The sequence below is a fragment of the Microbacterium sp. genome (genome assembly GCF_026393345.1).
In the GTDB taxonomy this organism is placed as follows: Bacteria; Actinomycetota; Actinomycetes; order Actinomycetales; family Microbacteriaceae; genus Microbacterium.
This window is the reverse complement of record NZ_JAPLAI010000043.1, coordinates 1-21,820: the sequence shown is the minus strand read 5'-3', so window position 1 is coordinate 21,820 and position 21,820 is coordinate 1. Positions and strand designations below refer to the sequence as shown.

At 70.3% G+C, this 21,820-nt stretch carries 19 protein-coding genes and 3 pseudogenes; 6 read left to right on the top strand and 16 right to left on the bottom strand.

Annotation, left to right across the window (positions count from 1 at the left end):
* The first annotated feature begins 6 nt into the window (after window positions 1-6).
* Window positions 7-1,041 carry an FUSC family protein gene (locus NT132_RS07925; RefSeq protein WP_297787177.1) on the top strand — a complete coding sequence of 345 codons (1,035 nt, stop codon included), beginning with the start codon at window positions 7-9 and terminating at the stop codon, window positions 1,039-1,041.
* Window positions 1,042-1,044: 3 nt separating this feature from the next.
* On the opposite strand, the gene NT132_RS07920 is transcribed toward NT132_RS07925, so the two are convergent.
* Window positions 1,045-1,434 carry a hypothetical protein gene (locus tag NT132_RS07920; protein ID WP_297787175.1) on the bottom strand — a complete coding sequence of 130 codons (390 nt, stop codon included), beginning with the start codon at window positions 1,432-1,434 and terminating at the stop codon, window positions 1,045-1,047.
* 73 nt (window positions 1,435-1,507) lie between these two features.
* On the opposite strand from NT132_RS07920, the gene glgX reads away from it, so the two are divergent.
* From glgX to glgB, 3 genes and pseudogenes are all read left to right on the top strand, one after another.
* Complete coding sequence (gene glgX, locus NT132_RS07915) at window positions 1,508-3,598, top strand: glycogen debranching protein GlgX (RefSeq protein WP_297787173.1); 2,091 nt, start codon at window positions 1,508-1,510, stop codon at window positions 3,596-3,598.
* A 65-nt stretch (window positions 3,599-3,663) separates the two neighbouring features.
* Window positions 3,664-5,734 (top strand): annotated as a pseudogene (locus NT132_RS07910) (maltotransferase domain-containing protein).
* The gene (glgB, locus tag NT132_RS07905; protein WP_297787171.1) at window positions 5,731-7,869 is read left to right on the top strand and encodes a 1,4-alpha-glucan branching protein GlgB; all 2,139 of its coding nucleotides are present in this window, start codon (window positions 5,731-5,733) and stop codon (window positions 7,867-7,869) included. Before NT132_RS07910 ends, glgB begins: the two are co-directional and overlap by 4 nt.
* Before the next feature lie 59 nt (window positions 7,870-7,928).
* Here glgB and NT132_RS07900 read toward each other — a convergent pair whose 3' ends face one another.
* A complete protein-coding gene (locus NT132_RS07900; RefSeq protein ID WP_297787169.1) occupies window positions 7,929-8,876 on the bottom strand; it encodes a tetratricopeptide repeat protein in 948 nt (315 codons plus the stop codon).
* Window positions 8,873-9,127: a hypothetical protein gene (locus NT132_RS07895; protein ID WP_297787167.1), complete on the bottom strand. Its 255-nt coding sequence runs from the start codon at window positions 9,125-9,127 to the stop codon at window positions 8,873-8,875. Before NT132_RS07895 ends, NT132_RS07900 begins: the two co-directional genes overlap by 4 nt.
* A 1,705-nt stretch (window positions 9,128-10,832) precedes the next feature.
* Between NT132_RS07895 and NT132_RS07890 the strand changes: the two genes are divergently transcribed.
* The gene (locus tag NT132_RS07890; protein ID WP_297787165.1) at window positions 10,833-11,879 is read left to right on the top strand and encodes an AI-2E family transporter; all 1,047 of its coding nucleotides are present in this window, start codon (window positions 10,833-10,835) and stop codon (window positions 11,877-11,879) included.
* Here NT132_RS07890 and NT132_RS07885 read toward each other — a convergent pair.
* From NT132_RS07885 to rpsB, 9 genes and pseudogenes are all read right to left on the bottom strand, one after another.
* Entirely contained in the window at window positions 11,854-12,591 is a 738-nt protein-coding gene (locus tag NT132_RS07885) for an alpha/beta fold hydrolase (protein WP_297787163.1), read from the bottom strand. The two genes, NT132_RS07890 and NT132_RS07885, sit on opposite strands and share 26 nt — an antisense overlap.
* On the bottom strand, window positions 12,592-12,879 hold the full coding sequence (locus NT132_RS07880; RefSeq protein WP_297787161.1) for a hypothetical protein: 288 nt from the start codon (window positions 12,877-12,879) through the stop codon (window positions 12,592-12,594).
* Window positions 12,880-12,888: 9 nt separating this feature from the next.
* On the bottom strand, window positions 12,889-13,578 hold the full coding sequence (locus NT132_RS07875; protein WP_297787159.1) for a transglycosylase SLT domain-containing protein: 690 nt from the start codon (window positions 13,576-13,578) through the stop codon (window positions 12,889-12,891).
* Between the two features lie 48 nt (window positions 13,579-13,626).
* Window positions 13,627-14,274 (bottom strand): DivIVA domain-containing protein, encoded by a 648-nt coding sequence (locus NT132_RS07870; protein ID WP_297787157.1) that lies wholly within the window; start codon window positions 14,272-14,274, stop codon window positions 13,627-13,629.
* The gene (locus NT132_RS07865) at window positions 14,271-15,293 is read right to left on the bottom strand and encodes a phosphatidate cytidylyltransferase (RefSeq protein WP_297787155.1); all 1,023 of its coding nucleotides are present in this window, start codon (window positions 15,291-15,293) and stop codon (window positions 14,271-14,273) included. Before NT132_RS07865 ends, NT132_RS07870 begins: the two co-directional genes overlap by 4 nt.
* A gap of 6 nt (window positions 15,294-15,299) precedes the next feature.
* Entirely contained in the window at window positions 15,300-15,854 is a 555-nt protein-coding gene (gene frr / locus NT132_RS07860; protein WP_297787153.1) for a ribosome recycling factor, read from the bottom strand.
* Window positions 15,855-15,917: 63 nt separating this feature from the next.
* Window positions 15,918-16,634, bottom strand: coding sequence for a UMP kinase (gene pyrH / locus NT132_RS07855; protein WP_297787273.1), 717 nt, complete (start codon window positions 16,632-16,634; stop codon window positions 15,918-15,920).
* Between the two features lie 88 nt (window positions 16,635-16,722).
* Entirely contained in the window at window positions 16,723-17,550 is an 828-nt protein-coding gene (tsf, locus tag NT132_RS07850) for a translation elongation factor Ts (RefSeq protein WP_297787151.1), read from the bottom strand.
* A gap of 94 nt (window positions 17,551-17,644) precedes the next feature.
* A pseudogene (gene rpsB, locus NT132_RS07845) lies at window positions 17,645-18,584 on the bottom strand (30S ribosomal protein S2).
* Between the two features lie 280 nt (window positions 18,585-18,864).
* Between rpsB and NT132_RS07840 the strand changes: the two are divergent.
* The gene (locus NT132_RS07840) at window positions 18,865-19,368 is read left to right on the top strand and encodes a M23 family metallopeptidase (protein ID WP_297787149.1); all 504 of its coding nucleotides are present in this window, start codon (window positions 18,865-18,867) and stop codon (window positions 19,366-19,368) included.
* On the opposite strand, the gene NT132_RS07835 is transcribed toward NT132_RS07840, so the two are convergent.
* The 4 genes and pseudogenes from NT132_RS07835 to NT132_RS07820 form a co-directional block, all read right to left on the bottom strand.
* On the bottom strand, window positions 19,369-19,932 hold the full coding sequence (locus NT132_RS07835; protein WP_297787147.1) for a hypothetical protein: 564 nt from the start codon (window positions 19,930-19,932) through the stop codon (window positions 19,369-19,371).
* A 14-nt stretch (window positions 19,933-19,946) separates the two neighbouring features.
* Entirely contained in the window at window positions 19,947-20,858 is a 912-nt protein-coding gene (locus NT132_RS07830) for a tyrosine recombinase XerC (protein ID WP_297787145.1), read from the bottom strand.
* A gap of 87 nt (window positions 20,859-20,945) precedes the next feature.
* A complete protein-coding gene (locus NT132_RS07825) occupies window positions 20,946-21,152 on the bottom strand; it encodes a hypothetical protein (protein ID WP_297787143.1) in 207 nt (68 codons plus the stop codon).
* 97 nt (window positions 21,153-21,249) lie between these two features.
* Window positions 21,250-21,687: pseudogene (locus tag NT132_RS07820) on the bottom strand (DNA-processing protein DprA); the annotation flags it as partial.
* Window positions 21,688-21,820: the final 133 nt, after the last annotated feature.

The window sequence follows — 21,820 nt, the reverse complement described above, 5'->3', positions numbered from 1 at the left end:
AGAAACGTGCAAGTCACCGCCGCCTTCCGCTCACCGCAGCGCTCGCCGCTCCTGCAGGTGCTGAAGACCGCGATCGCGGTCGTTGCTGCCTGGCTCGCGGCGGCCTGGCTCATTCAGGGCCCATTGCCGGTGTTCGCCGCCATCGCCGCGCTCCTCGTGGTGCAGCCGAGCCTCAACCAGTCGTTCGCGAAAGCCATCGAACGCTCGGTCGGCGTCGTGTTGGGAGTCGTCCTCGCGTCGCTCCTCGGCCTCGCGTTCGGCAACGCGACCTGGGTGATCCTCATCGCCGCCGCCGCCGGTCTCGTGCTGGCCTGGGCAGTGAAGATCACCCCCGGCGGCGCGAATCAGGTGGCGATCAGCGCCATCCTCGTGCTGACTCTCGGCACGGCCACCCCCGGGTACGCCCTCGACAGGATCCTGGAGACCCTGCTCGGCGCCTTCATCGGGTTCATCGTGAACGTGGCACTCGTCCCGCCGGTGGCGATCGCGCCGGCGCGTGAGGCCATGACCGCGCTCGTGTCCGAGATCTCCGCATCCTTCGTCCGACTGGCGGACACGCTGGAACAGGTGCAGAGTCGCCCGGGGCTCGAGGAGGTCATGCTGCAGGCTCGCCTGCTGCGTCCGATGCGCGACCGGGCGGACGCTGCCCTCCGAACCGCCGCCGAGTCGCTGACGCTCAACCCGCGAGGCGGCAGGCACCGGCAGGAGCTGGAGGAGCTGCGGCGGGTGCTCGACCTCTACACCCCACTCATCACACAGCTGATCGGCATGACCCGGACCGTGTACGACGGGTATGCGCAGGACCTGGCGACCGATCCGAACGTCCGCGCCATCGCGGAGCAGCTGCGTCGTGCCGCGCACGACGTGGAACGCGGATTCGGCACTGGCGCCGTCGATCCGCGGGTCGAACCGCCGGCGCTGACCGCTCCGCTGCGGATCTCGCATCCCTCACCGGATCACTGGATCCTCATCGGATCACTCCTCGAGGACCTCCACCGCATCCACCGCACCCTGGGCGGAGAGGACGCGCCGGCGGCGTGAGTGCTATTTCGCGGTGACGACCACCGTGAATTCGAGCGGCTCGATACCGCCGTCGGTGTTGGTCATCGTGACCGTGGTCGTGCCGGGGGCCAGAGCCTCGACGCCGGGGTTGAACTGGGCGCTGCCGTCGTCATGCCCCTCGACGAACGTCGCGACGGCCGCGTCGGCGACGGTGCCGCGATAGCTGTCGACCGCCAGGTCACCGGTGTTGATGTTCAGCGTCTGACCCATGAGCAGGTCCACGGTCTCCCCCTGCAGGTCGCCTGCGGAGACCGTGACCGGGGCGATGACCGACGACGGCGAACTCCCGGGCGAGGCGGAGCCGGAGCAGGCGGACAGGGCGAAGGCCGCGGCCGCGGCGGCGACGGCTGCGGCAAGACGAAGGCTGTTCACGCGGTCAGTATGGCAGCAGCGGGCGCCGGAGCCCGGTGAAACCACCGGCCGCGCGCTCGTTAGGGTAGTCGGCATGGGTATTGCGTTGACGGCCCCAGCTGATCCCGTCCATCCGCCGGGCCTGCTGAACCCCGCGTTCGACGACCTCGGGGTCCGGCTGCACGACGGCGGGGGCACTCTGCGCGTGTGGTCGCAGAACGCCGAGGCGATCGAACTCGTCATCTGCGACGAGGTGGACCTCGACTGGGTGACCGACACCCTGCCGCTACACCGCGGTGCCGGCGACGTCTGGGAGGTCACGACCGACTTGCTCCGTCCGGGCAGCCGGTACGCTCTGCGGGTGTCGGGCTCCCCCGCCGCCGGCAATACCTTCAACCCCGCGACCCTGCTCATCGACCCCTACGCCCGCGGCCTCGTCAGTGGCGGCTTCGGCGACTGGCGCGCCACCGTGGTGGACGAGGCTTTCGACTGGGGCGGCGTTGTGAAGCCCGCCGTGCCGCTCGACCGCACCGTCATTTACGAGGGACACGTCAAAGGGCTCACGAAGCGCCACCCCGCTGTGCCGCCGGCACTGCACGGCACCTACGCCGGGCTCGCGCACCCCGCCATGATCGAGCACTTCCATGCGCTCGGCGTCACCACGATAGAACTGCTGCCCATCCACGCGTTCGCCTCCGAACCACGACTGCTGCAGCTCGGCCTCGACAATTACTGGGGGTACAACACCCTCAACTTCTTCACCCCGCACGCGGCCTACGCCACGGCGGAGGCGCGCCGCGAGGGTCCCTCCGCGGTCCTCCGCGAGGTCAAGGGCATGGTGCGGTTGCTGCATGAGGCGGGTCTCGAAGTCATCCTCGATGTCGTCTACAACCACACCGCCGAGGAGGGGCTCGGAGGACCGCGTTCGAGCCTGCGCGGGATCGACAACCGCCACTACTACCGGCAGCAGGAGGACGGCGCCTACATCGACGTCACCGGATGCGGCAACTCGCTGAACACGGCGACGGATGCGGCCGCGCGTCTCGTGCTGGACTCGATGCGGTACTGGGCCACCGAGGTGCAGATCGACGGGTTCCGGCTGGACCTCGCCGCGACGCTCGGACGGGACGAGACCCACCGCTTCACCCCGGAGCATCCGCTGCTGCGCACCATCGTCACCGACCCGCAACTGGCGGGCGTGAAGACGATCGCCGAACCGTGGGACGTCGGCATGGGCGGCTGGCAGACCGGGAACTTCGGCGCGGGCTGGCACGAGTGGAACGATCGCTACCGCGACCGGGTGCGGAACTTCTGGCTGAGCGACGTCGACTACGCCCGCCGCGCCTCGACCGCCCCCGTCGGCATCGGCGGGTTCGCCACCCGCCTGGCAGGGTCCTCGAACACGTTCAGCGAGGAACGCGGCCCGCTCGCCAGCATCAACTTCGTCACCGCGCACGACGGTTTCACTTTGCACGACCTCGTCTCCTACGACGTGAAGCACAACCTGGGCAACGGCGAGCAGAACCGCGACGGCGCCGACACCAACCGCTCGTTCAACCACGGCGCGGAGGGCGTCACCTCGGACCCCCGCATCCTGGCGACGCGCCGGAAGGCCATGCGGAACCTGCTGGGGACCCTGCTGCTGTCGGCCGGGATCCCGATGATGACCGCGGGCGACGAGTTCGGGCGCACCCAGCGCGGGAACAACAACGCCTACTGCCACGACTCCGCGCTCACCTGGCTGGACTGGAATCACGAGCCGTGGCAACGCGACCTCATGGCACACGTGCGGCGCCTCACCGACCTGCGGCGGGAGAACCCGGCACTGCGGCCCATCAGGTTCGCCCGACCGGACGAGACGACCCCGTCGGCATCCGTCATGGACTGGTACGACGAGAACGGCGAGATGATGTCCGGCGAGCGGTGGACCAACCCGGCCCACCGCACACTCCAGTACGCGGCAGCATCCACCCCGGAGACCGAGGCCTTCAACCGCATCCTGCTCATCGTCCATGGCAACGAGCGCCCCATCGACGTCGCCCTGCCGGCGATCGAGGGCGTCACGCGGTTCGTGTCGCTGTGGAGCAGCGCCGAGGAGGCTCCCTCACCGGCGGAACCCGTGCACACCCCCGGCGAGATCATCCCGATGCCGGCGACCTCGATGCACCTGTTCCGCGCAGAGTGACCGAGCGCAAGCGCCTGTTTCGGTTCCGGGCGGCGCGATAGGTTCGAGGTGTGGCTGCCCCTGTGATGACCTCTCCCCTGTGGCGGAGCTCCGCCGCGATCCCCCTCCGGCCGGGCCTCGACGCCCCACCCGAGCGCGACACCGTGATCGGTCGTATCCCGCTGACCGACCCGCGGCCCGACGTCCCGGGTGAGGCGTACCGGCCCTCCGCGTTCGAGGGTGAGATCGTGCCGTTCCAGGTGACCGCGTACCGCGAAGGGCATGACCGGATCGGCGTGCATCTGCGGCTCTTCTCACCCAGCGGCGACGTGTCACTGCACCGGCTAGCTCCCCTCGAGGACGGCCTCGACCACTGGCGCACGGAGATCTCTCTGCTCGAGCGGGGCGTGTGGCGCTTCCGATTCGAGGGCTTCGGCGACACGTTCGCGACCTGGCAGCATGCCGCGGAACTGAAGATCGCCGCCGGCGTCGACGCGGCGCTGATGCGGGAGTCCGGCGCGCTGCTGTTCGATCGCGCCGCCGCGGAGGGCGATCGGCCGCAGGCGGAGCGACGGATGCTGCGCGAGCGCGCCCGGGACCTGCGCGACCCCCAGGTCTCCGACGCCACGGCCCTCGGCATCGTCACCGACCGCGCGATCACCGGCTTCTTCGCCGCTCGCCCACTGCAGGAGCTCACCACACCGGGCGAGGAAAAGGAGATCCTGGTCGAGCGGGAGCGGGCCGGCGTCGGCGCCTGGTACGAGTTCTTCCCGCGGTCCGAGGGCGCCCGGCGGTTGAAGGACGGCACCGTGACATCGGGCACCTTCCGCACCGCGGCGAAACGGCTCCCGGCCGTTGCCGCCATGGGCTTCGACGTGCTGTACCTCCCGCCGATCCACCCGATCGGTCTGCAGAACCGCAAGGGGCCCAACAACACCCTGAACGCCGGCGCATCCGACCCCGGGTCGCCGTGGGCGATCGGCGGCGAGGCGGGCGGGCACGACGCCGTCCACCCCGACCTCGGCACCCTCGCCGATTTCCGCGCATTCGTCCGTGCCGCCCGCGACGTGGGCCTCGAGATCGCCCTCGACCTGGCACTGCAGGCGTCGCCTGACCATCCGTGGGTGAGCGCGCACCCGGAGTGGTTCACGACCCTGCCCGATGGCACGATCGCGTATGCCGAGAACCCCCCGAAGAAGTACCAGGACATCTACCCGGTCAACTTCGACAACGACCCCGACGGCATCCGCGCCGAGGTGCTGCGGATCGTGCGCCACTGGATCTCGCAGGGCGTGTCGATCTTCCGCGTCGACAACCCCCACCCCCCACACGAAGCCGCTGCAGTTCTGGGAGTGGCTCATCGCGACGGTGAGCGCCGAGCACCCTGACGTCGTGTTCCTCGCCGAGGCGTTCACGCGTCCGGCACCGATGCAGGGGCTCGCGAAGGCGGGGTTCCAGCAGAGCTACACCTACTTCACCTGGCGGAACACGAAGGCGGAGCTCGAGGAGTTCCTCAGCGCGCTGGCCCATGAGACCGCCGATTTCCTGCGGCCCAACCTGTTCGTGAACACGCCCGACATCCTCACGGAGTACCTGCAATTCGGCGGGCGTCCGGCGTACAAGATCCGCGCCGCCCTCGCCGCAACCGCCGCCCCGAGCTACGGCGTGTACGCGGGCTACGAGCTGTACGAGAACGTCGCCCGACCGGGGTCGGAAGAGAACCTCGACAACGAGAAGTACGAGTACAAGATCCGCGACTGGGAGGCGGCCGAGGCCGCCGGGGATTCGCTCGCCCCTTACCTGCGGCGCCTCAACGAAATCCGGCGCGCTCATCCCGCGCTGCGGCAGCTACGGAACCTCGCGGTGCACTGGAGCGACGACGACAGCATCCTGGTGTTCTCCAAGCACGTGCCGGCGGCCCTCTCCCCCACCGGCGAGGCGGACACCCTCATCGTGGTCGCCAACCTCGACCCGCACTCGGTGCGCGAGACGACCGTGCACCTGGCCACCAGCCTCTGGGGGGTCACGCCCGGTGAACCGTTCGAAGTGGAAGACCTCCTCACCGGCGCGCACTGGACCTGGCACGACCACAACTACGTCCGGCTCGACGCCTTCGCCGAGCCGGTCCATATCCTGCACGTGAAGGAGCCCCGATGACCTCGATCGACGACGCCACGCTCGATGCGGTCGCGGAGGGCTCTCACCACGACCCGCACGCGATCCTCGGCCTCCACGAGAACGGAAAGACGTGGGCGGTGCGCGCACGTCGCCCCCTCGCCGACACCGTGACGGCGGTCTTCTCCGACGGTGACCGGGTGGAGCTCACCCACCTGCGCAGCGGGATCTGGGAGGGCGTGCGCGCCGGCTCCCCCGAGCCGTATCAGCTGGTCACGACCTATCCGGACGCCCCGGCGCACACCGCCGACGACCCGTACCGCCACACCCCGACGGTCGGCGAGGTCGACCTGCACCTCATCGCCGAGGGCCGTCACGAGCAGCTGTGGCGGGTGCTCGGCGCGCAGGTGCGCCGCCACGGCGGCGTCGATGGCGTCGCATTTGCGGTGTGGGCGCCGAACGCGCGCGCGGTGCGCCTCGTCGGCGATCTGAACGGCTGGGACGGCCGCGGTCACGCGCTGCGCAGCATGGGCGGCAGCGGCGTCTGGGAGTTGTTCGTGCCCGGGATCGGCGACGGCACCGTGTACAAGTACGAGATCCGCACGCCGGACGGCGACTGGATCCTCAAGGCCGACCCGATGGCCCGGTTCGCCGAGGTGCCACCGGCGACCGCGTCGGTCGTCACGAGCACGGACTACCGGTGGGGCGACGATGCTTGGCTCGACGTCCGCGGCAACCGCTCCCCGCTGGATCAGCCGATGTCGGTGTACGAGGTGCACCTGGGCTCCTGGCGTCCGGGCCTCGGCTACCGCGAGGCCGCCGACCCCCTCATCGAGTACGTCACCGAGACGGGGTTCACCCACGTCGAGTTCCTGCCGCTGGCCGAGCATCCGTTCGGCGGATCGTGGGGCTACCAGGTGTCGGGCTACTACGCACCCACCAGCCGGTTCGGCACCCCGGACGACCTGCGCTACCTCATCGACCGGCTGCACGGCGCCGGCATCGGCGTGATCATGGACTGGGTGCCGGGGCACTTCCCGAAGGATGCGTTCGCCCTGGCGCGTTTCGACGGCCGGCCGCTGTACGAGCACCCGGATCCGCGGCGCGGCGAGCACAAGGACTGGGGCACGCTCATCTTCGACTACGGCCGCAACGAGGTGCGGAACTTCCTCGTCGCGAACGCGCTGTACTGGTTCGAGGAGTTCCACGTCGACGGCCTGCGGGTGGATGCGGTCGCCTCCATGCTGTACCTGGACTACTCCCGCGAGCCCGGCGAGTGGGAGCCGAACATCCACGGCGGCCGGGAGAACCTGGAGGCCATCCGGTTCCTGCAGGAGGTCAACGCGACCTCCTACAAGCGCTACCCCGGTATCGCGATGATCGCCGAGGAATCCACCAGCTTCCCGGGCGTGACCGCACCCACGAGCGCCGGCGGTCTCGGCTTCGGGTTCAAGTGGAACATGGGCTGGATGAACGACTCGCTCGTCTACATCTCCCGCGACCCGATGCACCGCTCCCATCACGAGGGTGAGCTGTCGTTCTCGTTCGTGTATGCGTTCAGCGAGAACTTCGTCCTGCCCATCAGTCACGACGAGGTCGTGCACGGCAAGGGGAGCCTGTTCACCCGCATGCCCGGGGATCACTGGCAGAAACTCGCGAACATGCGGCTCTACCTTTCCTACATGTGGGCGCATCCCGGCAAGCAGCTGCTGTTCATGGGGCAGGAGTTCGGTCAGCTCTCGGAGTGGTCGGAGGGACGGGGCCTGGACTGGTGGCTCCTCGACCAGCCGACGCACGCGCAGCTGCGGAGCTTCCTCGGGACCCTCAACCGGGTCTACCGGGAGCAGGCAGCGCTCTGGGCACGCGACAGCGACGGCGCGGCGTTCGCGCGCCTGGGCGCGCCGGTATGGAACCCCGACGTATCGGCGTTCGCACGGCGCGACCACCACGGCAACACCGTCGCGGTGATCTGCAACTTCTCCGGCTCCCCGCTGTCCGACTTCGCCCTCGACCTGCCCGAGGCCGGCCGCTGGGAGGAGATCGTGAACTCGGATGCGCTCGAGTACGGCGGATCCGGCGTCGGCAACCTGGGCGCGGTGCAGACGGATGCGGCGGGTCGCGCCGTCCTTAGCCTGCCCCCGCTCGGTGCGCTCTGGCTGCACCACCGCGCCGGCTGAGCAGCAGACGATGACGGCCCGCCTCCGGTTCGGGGGCGGGCCGTCATCGTGCGGGCGGGTCAGAACAGCAGCGACGCCAACCGGGAGCGGGCAGCGATGACGCGCGGGTCCGCGTCGCCGATGAGGGCGAACAACTCGAGCAGGCGCTCCCGCACCGGCACCCGGTCATCGCCGGTGAGGTCCGCGAACAGGTCGAGCAGGCGCGCGAACGCGTCCTCGACGTGTCCGCCGCTGATGTCGAGGTCGGCTACGTCGAACTGTGCCGACACGTCGTGCGGGTCGGCGGCCGCGGCGGCGCGCGCGGCCGCGAGGTCGAGCCCCTGGACGCGGGCGAGAAGCGTCACCTGGGCGAGCCCGGCGCGCGCATCCTCGTCACGGGGGTTCTCCGCCAGCGCGCGCTCGTACGCGCTGATCGCGCGCGCGTAGTCGCCGGCCTCGATCGCGGCGAACGCCTCGGCGTGCAGCGGCGGCAGTTCGGGCTCCGCAGCGTCGTCCGGCGCAGCCTGTTCGCCCGAGACGGGCACGGTGCCGGTGACGCCGTTCTGCGCGGCGAGCTGCAGGAGCTGCGTGAACACCTCGCGGACCTGCTGCTCGGGAACCGCGCCGGTGAACATCGGCACCGGCTGCCCGGCGACCAGGGCCACCACCATCGGGATGGACTGGGCGCGGAACGCCTGCGCCAGCTGCGGGTTCGCGTCGACGTCGACCTTGGCGAGCACGACGCGCCCGCCGAGCTCCTGCACGACCTTCTCCAGCACGGGGCTGAGCTGCTTGCACGGCCCGCACCATTCGGCCCAGAGGTCGACGACCACGGGCACGGTGCGGGAGAGCTCCAGCACCTGCGGGAAGCTCTCGTCGGTGACGTCGAACACGAGGCTCGGGAGAGCGGGGGCACCGCCCGGAGCGCCGGGGCTCGCCGCGGGCTGGGAGGGGGCTGCGGGACGGTTCCGCAGCGAGGATAGGTCGACGGCGCCGCGCAATACGGCAGCGGGGGTGGGATCGGTCACGGGTTCACCTTCGCTTCGATGATGTTCGAGGAGTAGCCGAGCAGGCGGATCTTCGCAGAAGACCCCTGCGCCGGCACGGAGAAGAAGAGCTGGTCGGTGAAGGTCGTCGTGACGCCGGTCTGCGACTCGCTCACCCCGGTCAAGGCCTTCACGGTGGGGTTGTTGTCGAGCTTGATGACGACGTCGGCGCTGGCGGGAGTCACAGTGTCGGTCTCGTTCACCGTCACGGCCACGATCGCGCCGCTGTCCACGGTGGCGAGTGCCAGCGGCGGCTGCGCTCCGGCCGTGGAGCNNNCGCGTTGAACTCGTCCAGTCGCCGCTGACGGTCCTCGGCCACGTCCGCGCTGAAGACATCCGTCTCCTCATCGAACAGGCCGTAGAAGGCACTGTTCGCGCCGTTGGTGAGCACGTCGGCGTAGGCCGCGGCCAGCTGATCCGGCGCGATCGTGAGGAACGTGGAGCCCGGCGGCACCTGAGCGGCACCGATGTACCACGGCGCTAGGTCGGGCAGCTCGGTGGAGCCACCGAGCGCGCCCTGATAGACGAGCTTGTAGTTCGACCACGGGTCCTGCTGGGTCAGCATCATCATCGTCGACGCGGACTCCTGGTCGGCGACGGCCAGCACGGTGCGCGGCCACTCGTCGTACGCCTGCGGCAGGATGATCCGTAGCGGCTCCGCGGGAACGGCGGGTAGCGCCGCGTAGTCGGCGATCTGACCGCGCAGCGTGTAGTTCGTCGTCCGTGCGGCCAGGGCCGCGCCGTCCAGCCGGGTCGCTGCGAGCGTCGGATCGAGGGCCTCGTCGGCCGCTGCGACCGTCTCAGCGACGCGGGTCATGATCTGCTCGGCCTGCGCCTCGGTGACAGCCGGCTGCTGCTGCGTCTCGGCGTCGACGACGGTCTCGGTGGGAGACGGCGTCGCGCTCGGCCCGAACTGCGGCCATGCATCGGCGGCACAACCCGTGACCGCGAGCGGCACGACGAGCATGAGCGGCAGCGCCGCGAGGACCCGGCGGCGCGCCGTGGCGGTGAATCCGCGGCGACCGAGCGAGCGTCGACGGGGAGCGGCGCTGATGACCCCCTTCTCCTCGCCCTCGACCGAGATGTCGATGGGCTGGGTCGCCTCGAGGGGCGGCGGCGCCTTCCGGCGCGGGCCGCGGGATCGGCGCACGTGCCGGATGCCGAGGAGGTAGAGCACGATGCCAGCCGCGAGGAACAGGCCACCGAGCACGATGAGCGGTCCCGCCCACGGCGTGGAGGTGTTAAGCGGCCAGGTGATCGTCACGTCGGAGGGTGCGGGGGCGGTGCCGTCGGAGGCGACCAGCACGCTCATCTCCTCGGGGATCTGCAGCGGCTGCGACACCGTCTGCTCCCCGGAGTACTCCCCCAGCCAGAGGTCGGAACCCGCGGGCTGACGGGCCGCCTGCGCGTCCTCCTCCGCCGCATCCGGCGCCGTCGGATCGGTCTCGGCCGCCGCATCCGCCTCGGGCTCGACGGTGGTGACCACGATCGCGCCCTTCTTGACGGTGGCGTGGCCGTACTCCTGGTCGGAGAGCCAGGAGGTGAGGTCGGCGGTGCGACCGTAGGAGACGAACACCTCACCAGGGCCGTTGACCGTCAGAGTCTGGGTCCCGGGCAGCAGTGCCATGGCCGAGCCGTCGATGAGCAGGTAGGGGCTGTCCTCGGGCGCGGTGACCTCGGCCGACTGCGTCTCGGGTCCTTGGAAGATCGTGCGCTGGGCGATGCCCGCGCCGATCATCGCGGCGGCCAGGACGAAGGCCAGCACAGCCCAGACGAAACGCACGTATCCAACCTTCCACGGGCTCCCGGGTGGGCCCGACCCGACAGTCCAGACTAGCGAAGACCGCCTGGGCATGCTCCCAGAAGCGTCACTGCGGGGTCTGGGGGTGCGACGCGCCTATGCTGGCGGAGTCGAAGCCCCGCACGCAAGGAGACCGGATGAAGCTGCACAACCCGTTCCGGTTGGCGCTGGTGGCCACCCTCGGCGTCGGTCTCGGGATGCTGTTGATCAACAGCCTGTCGACCCTGTCGACCGTGCTCCTCTACGTCGGAACGGCGTTGTTCCTGTCGCTGGGCCTGGATCCGCTGGTGCGCTTCCTGGAGCGCCGCAAGCTGCCACGCTGGCTCGCGGTGCTCGTCACGATCCTGCTGGTGCTGGCCGTGTTCGCCGGGATCGTGATGATGGTCGTGCCGATCATCGCCGATCAGATCGGGCAGCTGGTCGACGCCATCTCGACCATCATCGAGAAGAACACCTGGCAGACGGATCTCATGGGGTGGCTCACCGCCACGTTCCCGAACCTCGACGTGGATCAGGCGTTCACGTACGTGCAGGACTGGCTGCAGTCGCTGGACGTCGGCTCGATCGGTGAGGGCGTCCTCGCCGCGGGCGCCGCGATCATCACCGGTTTCGCCGGTGCGTTCATCGTCCTGATCCTCACGATCTACTTCACCGCGTCCACCCCGTCGCTGAAGGCGGCCGTGTACAGCGTGGTGCCGGCGTCCAAGCGCGCCCGGTTCATCGATCTCGCCGAGCAGATCACCGACTCGGTGGGCTACTACGTCATGGGCCAGGGGGCGCTCGGCGTCATCAACGGCGTGCTCAGCGCCATCCTGCTCACGATCATCGGCGCGCCGTTCCCGGCCGTGCTCGCCGTCATCGCCTTCTTCTTCTCGCTGATCCCGCTGGTGGGGACCCTGACCGGCTCGACGATCATCGTGCTCACCTGCCTGGGTCTCGGTTCTCCGACGACGGCGCTGATCGCGGCGATCTACTACCTCGTGTACATGCAGGTCGAGGCGTACGTGATCTCGCCGCGCATCATGAACCGCGCGGTCTCGATCCCCGGCGCGGTCGTCGTGATCGCCGCCCTCGCGGGCGGTTCCCTGCTGGGTCTGCTGGGCGCACTCGTTGCGATCCCGGTGGCTGCCAGCATCCTGATCATCTACCGCCAGGTCGTCATCCCGCGTCAGAACGAGCGCTGACCGTCTCGTCCCACTCGGTCGGAAGCGGTGCCGACTCCGGCGCGACCACGCGGACGATCTCGTCGAGCACGCGCCGGGTCTGACTCTCCCCCACCCACAGGTGCTTCCCGCCCTCGACCGGGATCAGCGTCGCCTCGGGAACCGACGCGAAGCGTTCGGCCGCCTCGGCCGGGCGCAGGTAGTCATCGAACTCCGGGATGAGGACGATCAGCCGGCGCGGGTCGCCCGACCACGCGGCCACCTCGGCGTCGGTCGCCCGGTGCAGCGGCGGGGACAGGAGGATGGCGCCCTCCACATCGTGCTCGCGACCGTACTTCAGAGCGATCTCGGTGCCGAACGACCACCCCACGAGCCACGGGCGTGGCAGGCCCCGTTCGCGGACGAACGCCATGGCAGCAGCGAGGTCCTCCCGCTCGGCGACCCCGCCGTCGAAGGCGCCCTCGCTCGTGCCACGCGGGCTCGAGGTGCCCCGGGTGTTGAAGCGGAGCACCGCGATGCCCGCCAGCGCGGGGAGGCGGGCGGCGGCCTTCCGCAGGATGTGGGAGTCCATGAAGCCGCCGTGGGTGGGCAGCGGATGCAGTGTCACCAGGGTCGCGGCCGGCTCCCGGTCCAGGGGCAGTGCGAGTTCGCCGACGAGCGTCAGCCCGTCGGCAGTGCGCAGCTCGATGTCTTCACGTCGGGCGGGGAGGAGCGACGCGCCGCGGATCTCCATTCAGTACACCTTCCAGCAGTGGGAGTGCCAGTGTCGGCGGGCGGCGAGGTCGGCGGCATCACCGAGGACGCCGTCCGCCCGCCACACGACGAGATGGGCCGTGCCCGGATCGATCGTGCCGCCGCATCCGGGGCAGATGTACGACTTCTCGGCGCGGTCGCCGGTAACCGGCTGGACGGTCCAGGTCGACCCGCGACGGGTCTCGGTGCGCTTCCACCCCGCGAGGAGCCGCTGGAACGAGTCCTCCTGCGGGCGCGGTTCAGGGCGCCGACGGCGCGATCGTGCCATCGGGCTCGCCTACCACCAATTGTTCTTGACCCAGAAGGCGTAGGCGCCCGCCCAGCCGCCGTAGCGGCCGTTGGCGTAGCCGGTGCCCCACCGCAGGTTGTCCACCGGGTCGTAGCCGTTCCCGGGGACCTTGCTGCACGGTAGCGCCTGCACCAGGCCGCACGCGCCGGACGACTTGTTGGTCGCGTTGGGGTTCCAGCCGCTCTCGCGCTTCACGATGTAGTCGACGTATGCCCAGTCGCTCTCCGCGATCCCGGCGGCCGCCATCCACTCCGAGGCGCTGCCCCCGCCGGTGTAGAACAGCACGGCCGCCACCGCACCGTCGCTGCTGCTCGTCGACGCGGCCTCGACGACCGGGACGGGCTTCGGCGTCTGGTAGGTCTGGTAATTGCCGCGGCCGAGATCGGCGGGAGCGGTGACTCCCTCGGACACCGTCAGCGATTGCGCATCGGTGACCATGCCGGCGTAGACCGTGGTGGTGTCCTCATCGGTCGATGTCTCGGCCATGGCGAGCCCGGCTGGGCCGATGTACGCGGCCGCGAGGCCGAGCGCGGCAACGGTTGCGAAGAGTGCCGCGACAGGGCGACGCCGTGACCAGCGCGGGGCTGCCGAGCGGGCGCGCGCGCCCTGCGCGAGCCGGGCGTCCCGCCGGGTGAGCGGGCTCACGGTGGTGGTCGTCTGCTCGTCGGGGGAAGTCACAATGCCCCCGATGATACCGGCAGGACTCCGGATGTGTCACCCGGGCGCTCAACCGACCGCAAGCATGACCTCAACGACCGCGTCGAGCACGGCATCGACCTGCGCCTCGCGGTAGCCGCCGCGCTGCATCCGGAACGCGACCGAGCGGACCTGCTCCACGGTGACGTTCGAGCCCTCCGCGAGGTACCCGGCGATCTTGTCGGCGACCATGTCCACCTCATCGACGCGGTAACCGTAGCGGAGCACGCTGGCGCGCTCGAAGCGGTGTCTGCGGGGCCGAGTGAGTCGATCCAGGATCTCCTGCGCGAGCTCGCGCTGCTGTGCGACCCAGGTGCCCGCGCCGACGGTCGCGAGCGCCTCCGCGCGCTCCCGTGCGGCGAACGCGTCCTCGATGCGGCCGAGCGCCGCGTCGACGGGGGCGATGGCGTAGCCGCGCCGCGCGAGCGGGAACGACACGTCGCGCACCGTCTGGGCGGTCACCGGGGCATCCTCGGATCCATCGGCCGCGGCCGCATCCGGCCCGTCCTCGAACGCGGCGCGGGCGCGCAGCAGGAATGCGTCGACCGCAGTGCGCTCGTAGCCGCGGCCCCGGGTCACGAGCGGGAAGGCGGGGCGAGGGGCGACCTCGCCCGCGGTCTCGCGCTCCACAAGCGCCTCGGCGTCGTTGAGATCGGCGTCGTCGTTCACGGTCGTCATGTCACCGCCAGCGGGATCAGCAGGTAATAGAGGGCGAGGGCGGCGACGGCGGACGGCAGGATCGAGTCCAGCCGGTCGAGCACACCGCCGTGCCCGGGCAGCCACGAGCTCATGTCCTTGATGCCCAGGTCGCGTTTGACCATGGACTCGCCGAGGTCGCCCGCGGTGGCGGTGCCGAGGATGACGAGACCGATGATGATGCCCGTCCACCACGGCAGGCCGAGCAGGAGCCACGCCAGCAGCACACCGGCGATCATCGAGGCGACCGCGGCGCCGGCGAACCCCTCCCAGGTCTTCTTGGGGCTGATCTTCGGGGCCATCGGGTGGCGGCCGAACGCGAGACCGGACGCGTAGGCGCCGGTGTCGGCGGCGACGGCGATGATGAGGAACGACATCACCCACCACTCGCCGCCGTCTTGACGCAGCAGCACGAGGGCGAGCGAGGCCAAGAAGGGGACGTACAGCAGCACGAAACCGGAGATGAGGACATCGTCGATGACCGCGCCGTAGCGGCGGCCGTCGCGGGCCACCATCTGGCCGATGAGCCGCCACACGATGACGACGGCGAGGGCCACGAACAGGGTGACCCAGTGCAGCCCGCCGTCGAGGAAGTAGGCCGACAGCAGCACGGCGGCGCCCGTGACGATCTGGACGGCCAGGTCGATTCGCCGGCCCGCGACCTGCAGCGCACGCCCGAACTCGAACAGGCCGAGCAGGGCCGCGGCGGTCGCGAAGACGACGAACGGCCACTTGAAGAACATCAGCGAGAGCAGCACCACCGCACCGATCGCCAGTCCGATGAGGATGGCGAGGATGAGGTTGCGGCCGGTGCGCTGCGTGATGCGCGCGTTGGCCTCCTCGAACTCGGCGCGTGCATGGGCGACCTGCAACTCGAACTCGCTCCGTGCCGACCTCACCTGGTGCGGCAGCACGGATGCTTTCGGCTCCACCGCGGGATCGCCGACGGGCGCACCGTCATCCGGTGCGTCGGGCGTAGCCCCCGCGGACGCGTCGCTCATCGCAGGTCAGACCTCGAGGAGTTCTGCCTCTTTGCGCTTCAGCGCCTCGTCGATGGCGTCGACGTGTGCACGCGTGAGCGCATCGAGGTCTTTTTCCGCGCGAACGAGCTCGTCCTCGCCGATGTCCGACTTCAGGGCGTCGAGGTCGTCCTTGGCCTTGCGGCGGATACCACGCACGTGGACCTTCGCGTCCTCGCCCTTGCCGCGCACGATCTTCACGTACTCCTTGCGGCGCTCCTGGGTGAGCTCGGGCAGCGTCACGCGCACGATGGTGCCGTCGTTCGTGGGATTCGCGCCGAGGTTCGGCATGTTGCGGATCGCGTCCTCGATGGCCTTCAGCGCCGACTTGTCGTACGGCGTGATGACGAGGGTGCGGGCTTCCTGGTTGTGCAGCGACGCGAGCTGCGCCAGCGGCGTCGGGGTGCCGTAGTAGTCGACCAGGATCTTCTGGAACATCTGCGGGTTCGCACGCCCGGTGCGCACCGTCGCGAAGTCCTCCTTGGCGGCCTCCACGGCACGATCCATGCGTGTGGTGGTTTCGCTCAGCACATCGGCGATCACAGTTTTTCTCCTCGCTTGCGGCAGAATTCCAGTCTAGTCGGCGGCGGCAACGCCCCGTGGAGCTCAGGCGGTGACGAGCGTTCCGATGGGATCCCCGAGGAGAGCCTTGGTGACATTGCCCTGCGGTTCCATCCCGAAGACGCGCATGTCCATCCGGTTGTCCATGCAGAGGCTGAAGGCGGTGGAGTCGACGACCTTGAGCCCGCGCACCAGCGCGTCGCCGTAGGTGATGCGATCGATCTTGGTGGCGCCCGGGTCCTTCTTCGGGTCGGCGGTGTACACGCCGTCGACGCCGTTCTTGGCCACCAGCACCTCGTCGGCACCGATCTCCAGCGCACGCTGTGCGGCGACGGTGTCGGTGGAGAAGTAGGGCAGACCTGCGCCGGCGCCGAAGATGACGACGCGGCCCTTCTCCATGTGTCGCTCGGCGCGACGCGGGATGTACGGCTCGGCGACCTGGGTCATCGAGATGGCGGACTGCACGCGAGTGGCGGCACCGGCCTGCTCGAGGAAGTCCTGCAGCGCAAGCGCGTTCATGACGGTGCCCAGCATCCCCATGTAGTCGGCTCGCCCGCGGTCCATGCCGCGCTGGCTGAGCTCGGCGCCGCGGAAGAAGTTCCCGCCGCCCACGACGATGGAGATCTCCACCTGGTCGGTCGCTGCGGCGATCTCACGCGCGATCTGGCTGACCACGTCCGGGTTCACCCCCAGCTGTCCACCGCCGAACGCCTCGCCCGAAAGTTTCAGAAGCACCCTGCGGCGCCCGGTCGACTCATCCATCACGTCGTCATCCTCTCAGCAGCTGCGAACTCAACCTACGGCATGCGAAAGGCCCGCACCGAACCTCGATGCGGGCCTCTCGGAACGACTACGCGCCGACCTTGAAGCGGGCGAAGTCGGTGATCGTGATGCCGGCGTCGGCCGCGACCTTGGCCACGGACAGCTTGTTGTCCTTGGCGTAATCCTGGTCGAGCAGCGCGACCTGCTTGAAGAACGCGTTCACTCGCCCCTCGACGGTCTTCGGCAGAGCCGCCTCGGGCTTGCCCTCGCCGCGCGAGATCTCGGTGACGATCTGACGCTCCTTCTCCACGTCTTCCGCGGGGACGTCCTCGCGGGAGAGGTAAGAGGGGTTCGCGAACGAGATGTGCTGCGCGATGCTGCGCGCGGTCTCCGCGTCGTCGCCGCTGTACGCGACGGCCACACCGATCTGCGGGGGCAGGTCCTTGCTGGTCTTGTGCAGGTACACCTCGACGTGGTCGGCCGAGAGGGTGCGCACGCGACGCAGTTCGACCTTCTCGCCGATGATCGCTGCCTCGTCGGAGATCAGCTGGTCGACGGTCTGGTCGCCGGCCGGGGCGGCCAGCGCGGCCTCGACGGAGTCGGCCTTCGCTGCAGCGGCAGCGTCGACGACCTTCTCGGCGAGGGCGATGAAGCGGTCGTTCTTGGCGACGAAGTCCGTCTCGCAGGCGAGCTCGACGAGGGTGACGGTACCGTCCTGCTCGCGGGCGATGACGAGGCCCTCGCTCGTGGAGCGGTCGGCACGCTTCGCGTTGCCCTTCGCACCCTTGAGACGGAGGATCTCGACGGCCTTCTCGCGGTCGCCGTCGGCCTCTTCGAGCGCCTTCTTGGTGTCGACCATGCCCGTGCCGAGCTGCTCGCGCAGCGCCTTGATGTCAGCGATGGTGAAGTTTGCCATGACTGGCTGCTCCTTCTGTAGAAAGAATCTGGGGAGGCGATCGGCGCGGCCGGGTCTGGCCGCGCCGATCGATGCGCGTCGGAGGACGCGGGGGTTACTTCTCGGTGACCTCGGCCTCGGCCTCGGTGGCCTCAGCGGCGGGCTCGGCGACCTCGGCCTCGACCTCGGTCTCCACGACGGCCTCGGCGGCGGCGGCGCCGGCCTCGTCCGCGGGGGTCTCCTCGGCGGCCTCGGCCACCTCGGCAGCGCCCTCGACGACCGGCGCACCCTGCTCGAGCAGTTCGCGCTCCCACTCGGCCAGCGGCTCGGCGGGGGCTGCCTCATCGGCGGGCTGGTGGCGCTGGATGAGACCCTCGGCGGCGGCGTCGGCGATGATGCGCGTCAGCAGCGAGACGGAGCGGATCGCGTCGTCGTTACCGGGGATCGGGTACTGGAACTCGTCCGGGTCGGCGTTGGTGTCGAGGATGCCGATCACCGGGATGCCGAGCTTGGTGGCCTCGTTGACCGCGAGGTGCTCGCGCTTGGCGTCGACGACCCAGATCGCGGACGGGGTCTTGGTGAGGTTCCGGATGCCACCGAGCGACTTGTGCAGCTTGGTGAGCTCACGGTTCTTCAGCAGCAGCTCCTTCTTGGTGAAGCCGGGTGAAGCCGCTCTCGGACGGGTTCTCGAAGTCGAGCTCCTCGAGCTCCTTCATCCGGGCGAGACGCTTGGACACCGTCTGGAAGTTGGTGAGCAGACCACCGAGCCAGCGCTGGTTGACGTAGGGCTGGCCCACGCGCGTCGCCTGCTCGGCGATGACTTCCTGCGCCTGCTTCTTGGTGCCGACGAAGAGGACCGTGCCGCCGTGAGCGACGGTCTCCTTGACGAACTCGTACGCCTTGTCGATGTACCCGAGCGACTGCTGCAGGTCGATGATGTGGATGCCGCTGCGCTCGGTGAGGATGAAGCGCTTGACTTTCGGGTTCCACCGGCGGGTCTGGTGTACGAAGTGGACGCCGCTGTCGAGCAGCTGGCGAATGGTGACGACGGCCATGGTCGTTCTCCTGATCTGATCGGGTTGTCACCGCGAGGCCGACCGGCCCGCGATCCTGGTACCCGGCACACACCCGCTCCGTGACGGAGACCACCGGGTGGGATGCCGCGCGACGGGATTCCGTCGCGCTCTGGGCACGCGTAGTCACCCCGACATGCGAGGTGCACCGTCAAGTCTAGCAGGCACGGGACCTCTCCTCCCCAGTCGCGGGGAGTCACCCGCGCTCCACAGTCGTCCGCCGGGTAAGGGTGAAGCCCTCGGGCGGGAGCACCCTGGGGGAATGCTCCGCCGCGCGCTTCTCACCGTCCTCCTCGTCGCCGCGGCCGGCGTCCTTGGCCCGCCCGCCGCATCCGGATCCGTCGCCGACGGCGGGGTGGCCGCGCCCCGGTGGGCGTGGCCGGTCCCGGCCGCACGGGTCGTGGCCCCGTACGTGCAACCGCCGCATCCTTACGGCGCGGGGCATCGCGGGATCGATGTGCGCGGGGACGGCGTCGTCGTCACGGCGCCCGCCGACGGCGTCGTGGCGTTCGCCGGCCGCGTGGTCGACCGCGGCGTCGTCACGATCGACCACGGCGACGGCTGGGTCAGTTCGTTCGAACCCGTCTCGAGCGCCCTGACGCCGGGCACCGCCGTCGTGCGCGGTCAGGAGATCGGCCGGATCAGCGTCGGCGGGCATGCGCCGGCCGGCGCGCTGCACCTGGGCGCACGCCACGACGGTGCCTACGTCAACCCGCTGCTCCTGCTCGGCGGGGTGCCGCGGGCGGTTCTCCTGCCGTGCTGCTGATCAGCCGATGGTGTTGCGGGCGCCCTCGTCGGACACCTCGCCCATCGTGCCGCGGACCGTGTTGTCGTTCCCCTGGAGCAGCAGGTCAGCGACGGCGCCGGTCGCGGCCACGGTGTTGCGGTCGCCGCGCACCGTCAGCGACGAGATGTCGGACGCGGAAACCTCCGTGTCGTTGCCCGCGAGGGTGATCTGGCCGGCGTTGCCCAGCCGAATCGTGAGTCGGTCCCCCAACAGCTGCAGGACGGCGACGGACGCACCGGTGGCATCGAGCGTGAGGTCGCCGCCCTGCACCTGCACGTCGGGGCAGTCGCCGACGATCGTGTCGGCGGATCCTGCGGTGATCACGAGTGCATGCCCGCCGCAGTCGAGCGCGTCACCGGGCACCACGGAGGGTGACGGGACGATCACCGTCACGGACGGCGAGGCGGTGGGTGTCGGCGAGGCGGAGGCGGTGCCGTCGCTCGGCAACACAGTGGTGCGCGGCTCGGCCGCGAGCGAGCAGCCGGCCAGGAGCAGCGCGGCCGCGAGAACGGCGGCGAGTCCGCCGGCGCGCGAGATCGTCATGCGTTCACGGTAACTCACGCACGCGGATGCGCCTGGCGATACACCGCGGCAAGGCGTTCGCCGGAGACGTGTGTGTAGATCTGGGTCGTGCCGAGACTCGCGTGGCCGAGCATCTCCTGCACGGCACGGAGGTCAGCGCCCCCGTCGAGCAGATGGGTGGCGGCGGAATGACGCAGCGCGTGGGGTCCGACCGCCGCCGTGCCGAGGGCGGGACCGACGGTGCGCGAGACCAGGTCGTAGACGGCGCGGGGCCCGAGCGGTCCGCCACGGACGCCGAGGAACACCCGGCTCGCGGCCGCAGGGTCGGCGGCCCGGGCGCGCAGGACGGGGCGCCCCTGCGCGAGGTAGGCGGCGACGGCGCGTGCCGCCGCTCCCCCGAACGGGACGACGCGCTCCTTGTCGCCCTTGCCGACGACGCGCACGGTGCGCCGATCGAGGTCGATGTCGCCCTCCCGCAGCCCGCACAGTTCCGAGACGCGGACCGCGGCACCGTAGAGGAGTTCCAGCACGGCGTGGTCACGGAGCGCCACCGGGTCACCGGTCTCCGCGCGTTCGGCCGCGTGCTGCAGCACCTCGGCGAGCGAGGCGGCGGTGCCCACGGCCGGCAGGGTGCGACCGCGCTTGGGAGTGACGAGCCGGAGGGCGGGGTCCGTCGGGATGAGCTCCGCCTCCCGCGCCCAGGAGAAGAACCCGCGGGCGGATGCGGCGCGCCGGGCGAGGGTGGCACGGCTGTCGCCGCGGGAGGTCGCCCGCCACAGCCACTCCCGCAGTTCCTCGAGGTCGACCCGCGTGAGCGGCGTGTCCTCCCCGACGGCGTCGGCGAGGTCGGCGAGATCGGACCGGTAGGCGCGCACGGTGGCGGGCGATAGCCGTCGCACCTGGGTCAGGTGGGTGCACCACCGTTCCACCGCGTCGTCGAGTCGCATGCTCCCAGGATGCCGCGCCGCCGGACGGTCGTCGGCCAGGCTCCCCGATGGGACCGGGATCCGGCGCGACGAGGTGGTGCGCGGCGGTCACTCCGTGCCGGGACGCCGCCGCCAGCCGGTGCCCGCGTGCTCCACGACGCCCTCTAGCAGCAGCATCCCGAGCATCCCCTCCACCTCGCCGATCGATAGACCGCTCGCTGCGGCGAGGGTCGCCGCATCCCGGAACACCCGGCGGCTGAGCGCGTCGCGCAGCCGCGTGCTCTCGCCGGTCCACTCCCCGCGGTCCCGGGGCACCGTGCCCGATGAGCTCCAGTGCCTCCGCCGGCGTCGTCACGCAGCGCGCATCGAAGTCGCGCAGCATCCGGTGGGTGCCGACGGACGCCGCGCTCGTCACGGGCCCCGGCACCGCGCCCAGCGGGCGACCGAGCGCTGCGGCGTGGCCCGCCGTGTTCAGCGATCCGCTGCGGGCACCGGCCTCCACCACCACCGTCGCCCCGGCGAGTGCCGCAATGAGCCGGTTGCGCGCGAGGAAGCGCCAGCGGGTCGGCGCCGCACCGCAGGGGGTCTCGCCGACGACCGCGCCGGTCCGGATTATCCGCTCCAGCATGTCGGTGTTGCCCGCGGGGTAGAGCCGGTCGCATCCGCCGGCCAGGAACGCGACGGTCACTCCCCCGCTCGCGAGCGCCGCCCGGTGCGCTGCGCCGTCGATCCCGTACGCCGCGCCCGAGACGACGACGGCCCCGGCGCCGACGATCCCCGCGGCGAACTCGCCCGCGACGTGTTCCCCGTACGACGTCGCAGCCCGCGCACCGACGAGCGCGATAACCACGCCCTTTTGCGTCTAACGCAGGTTCGGGTGGCGTTCTAGGTGTCGCTGATCGTACAGGAGGGGTCCGGGGCACCTGGTGATAGTGCGGATCGAGTTGCGCTCGTACCGAGCGTTCGCGTTAGATGCATAATGT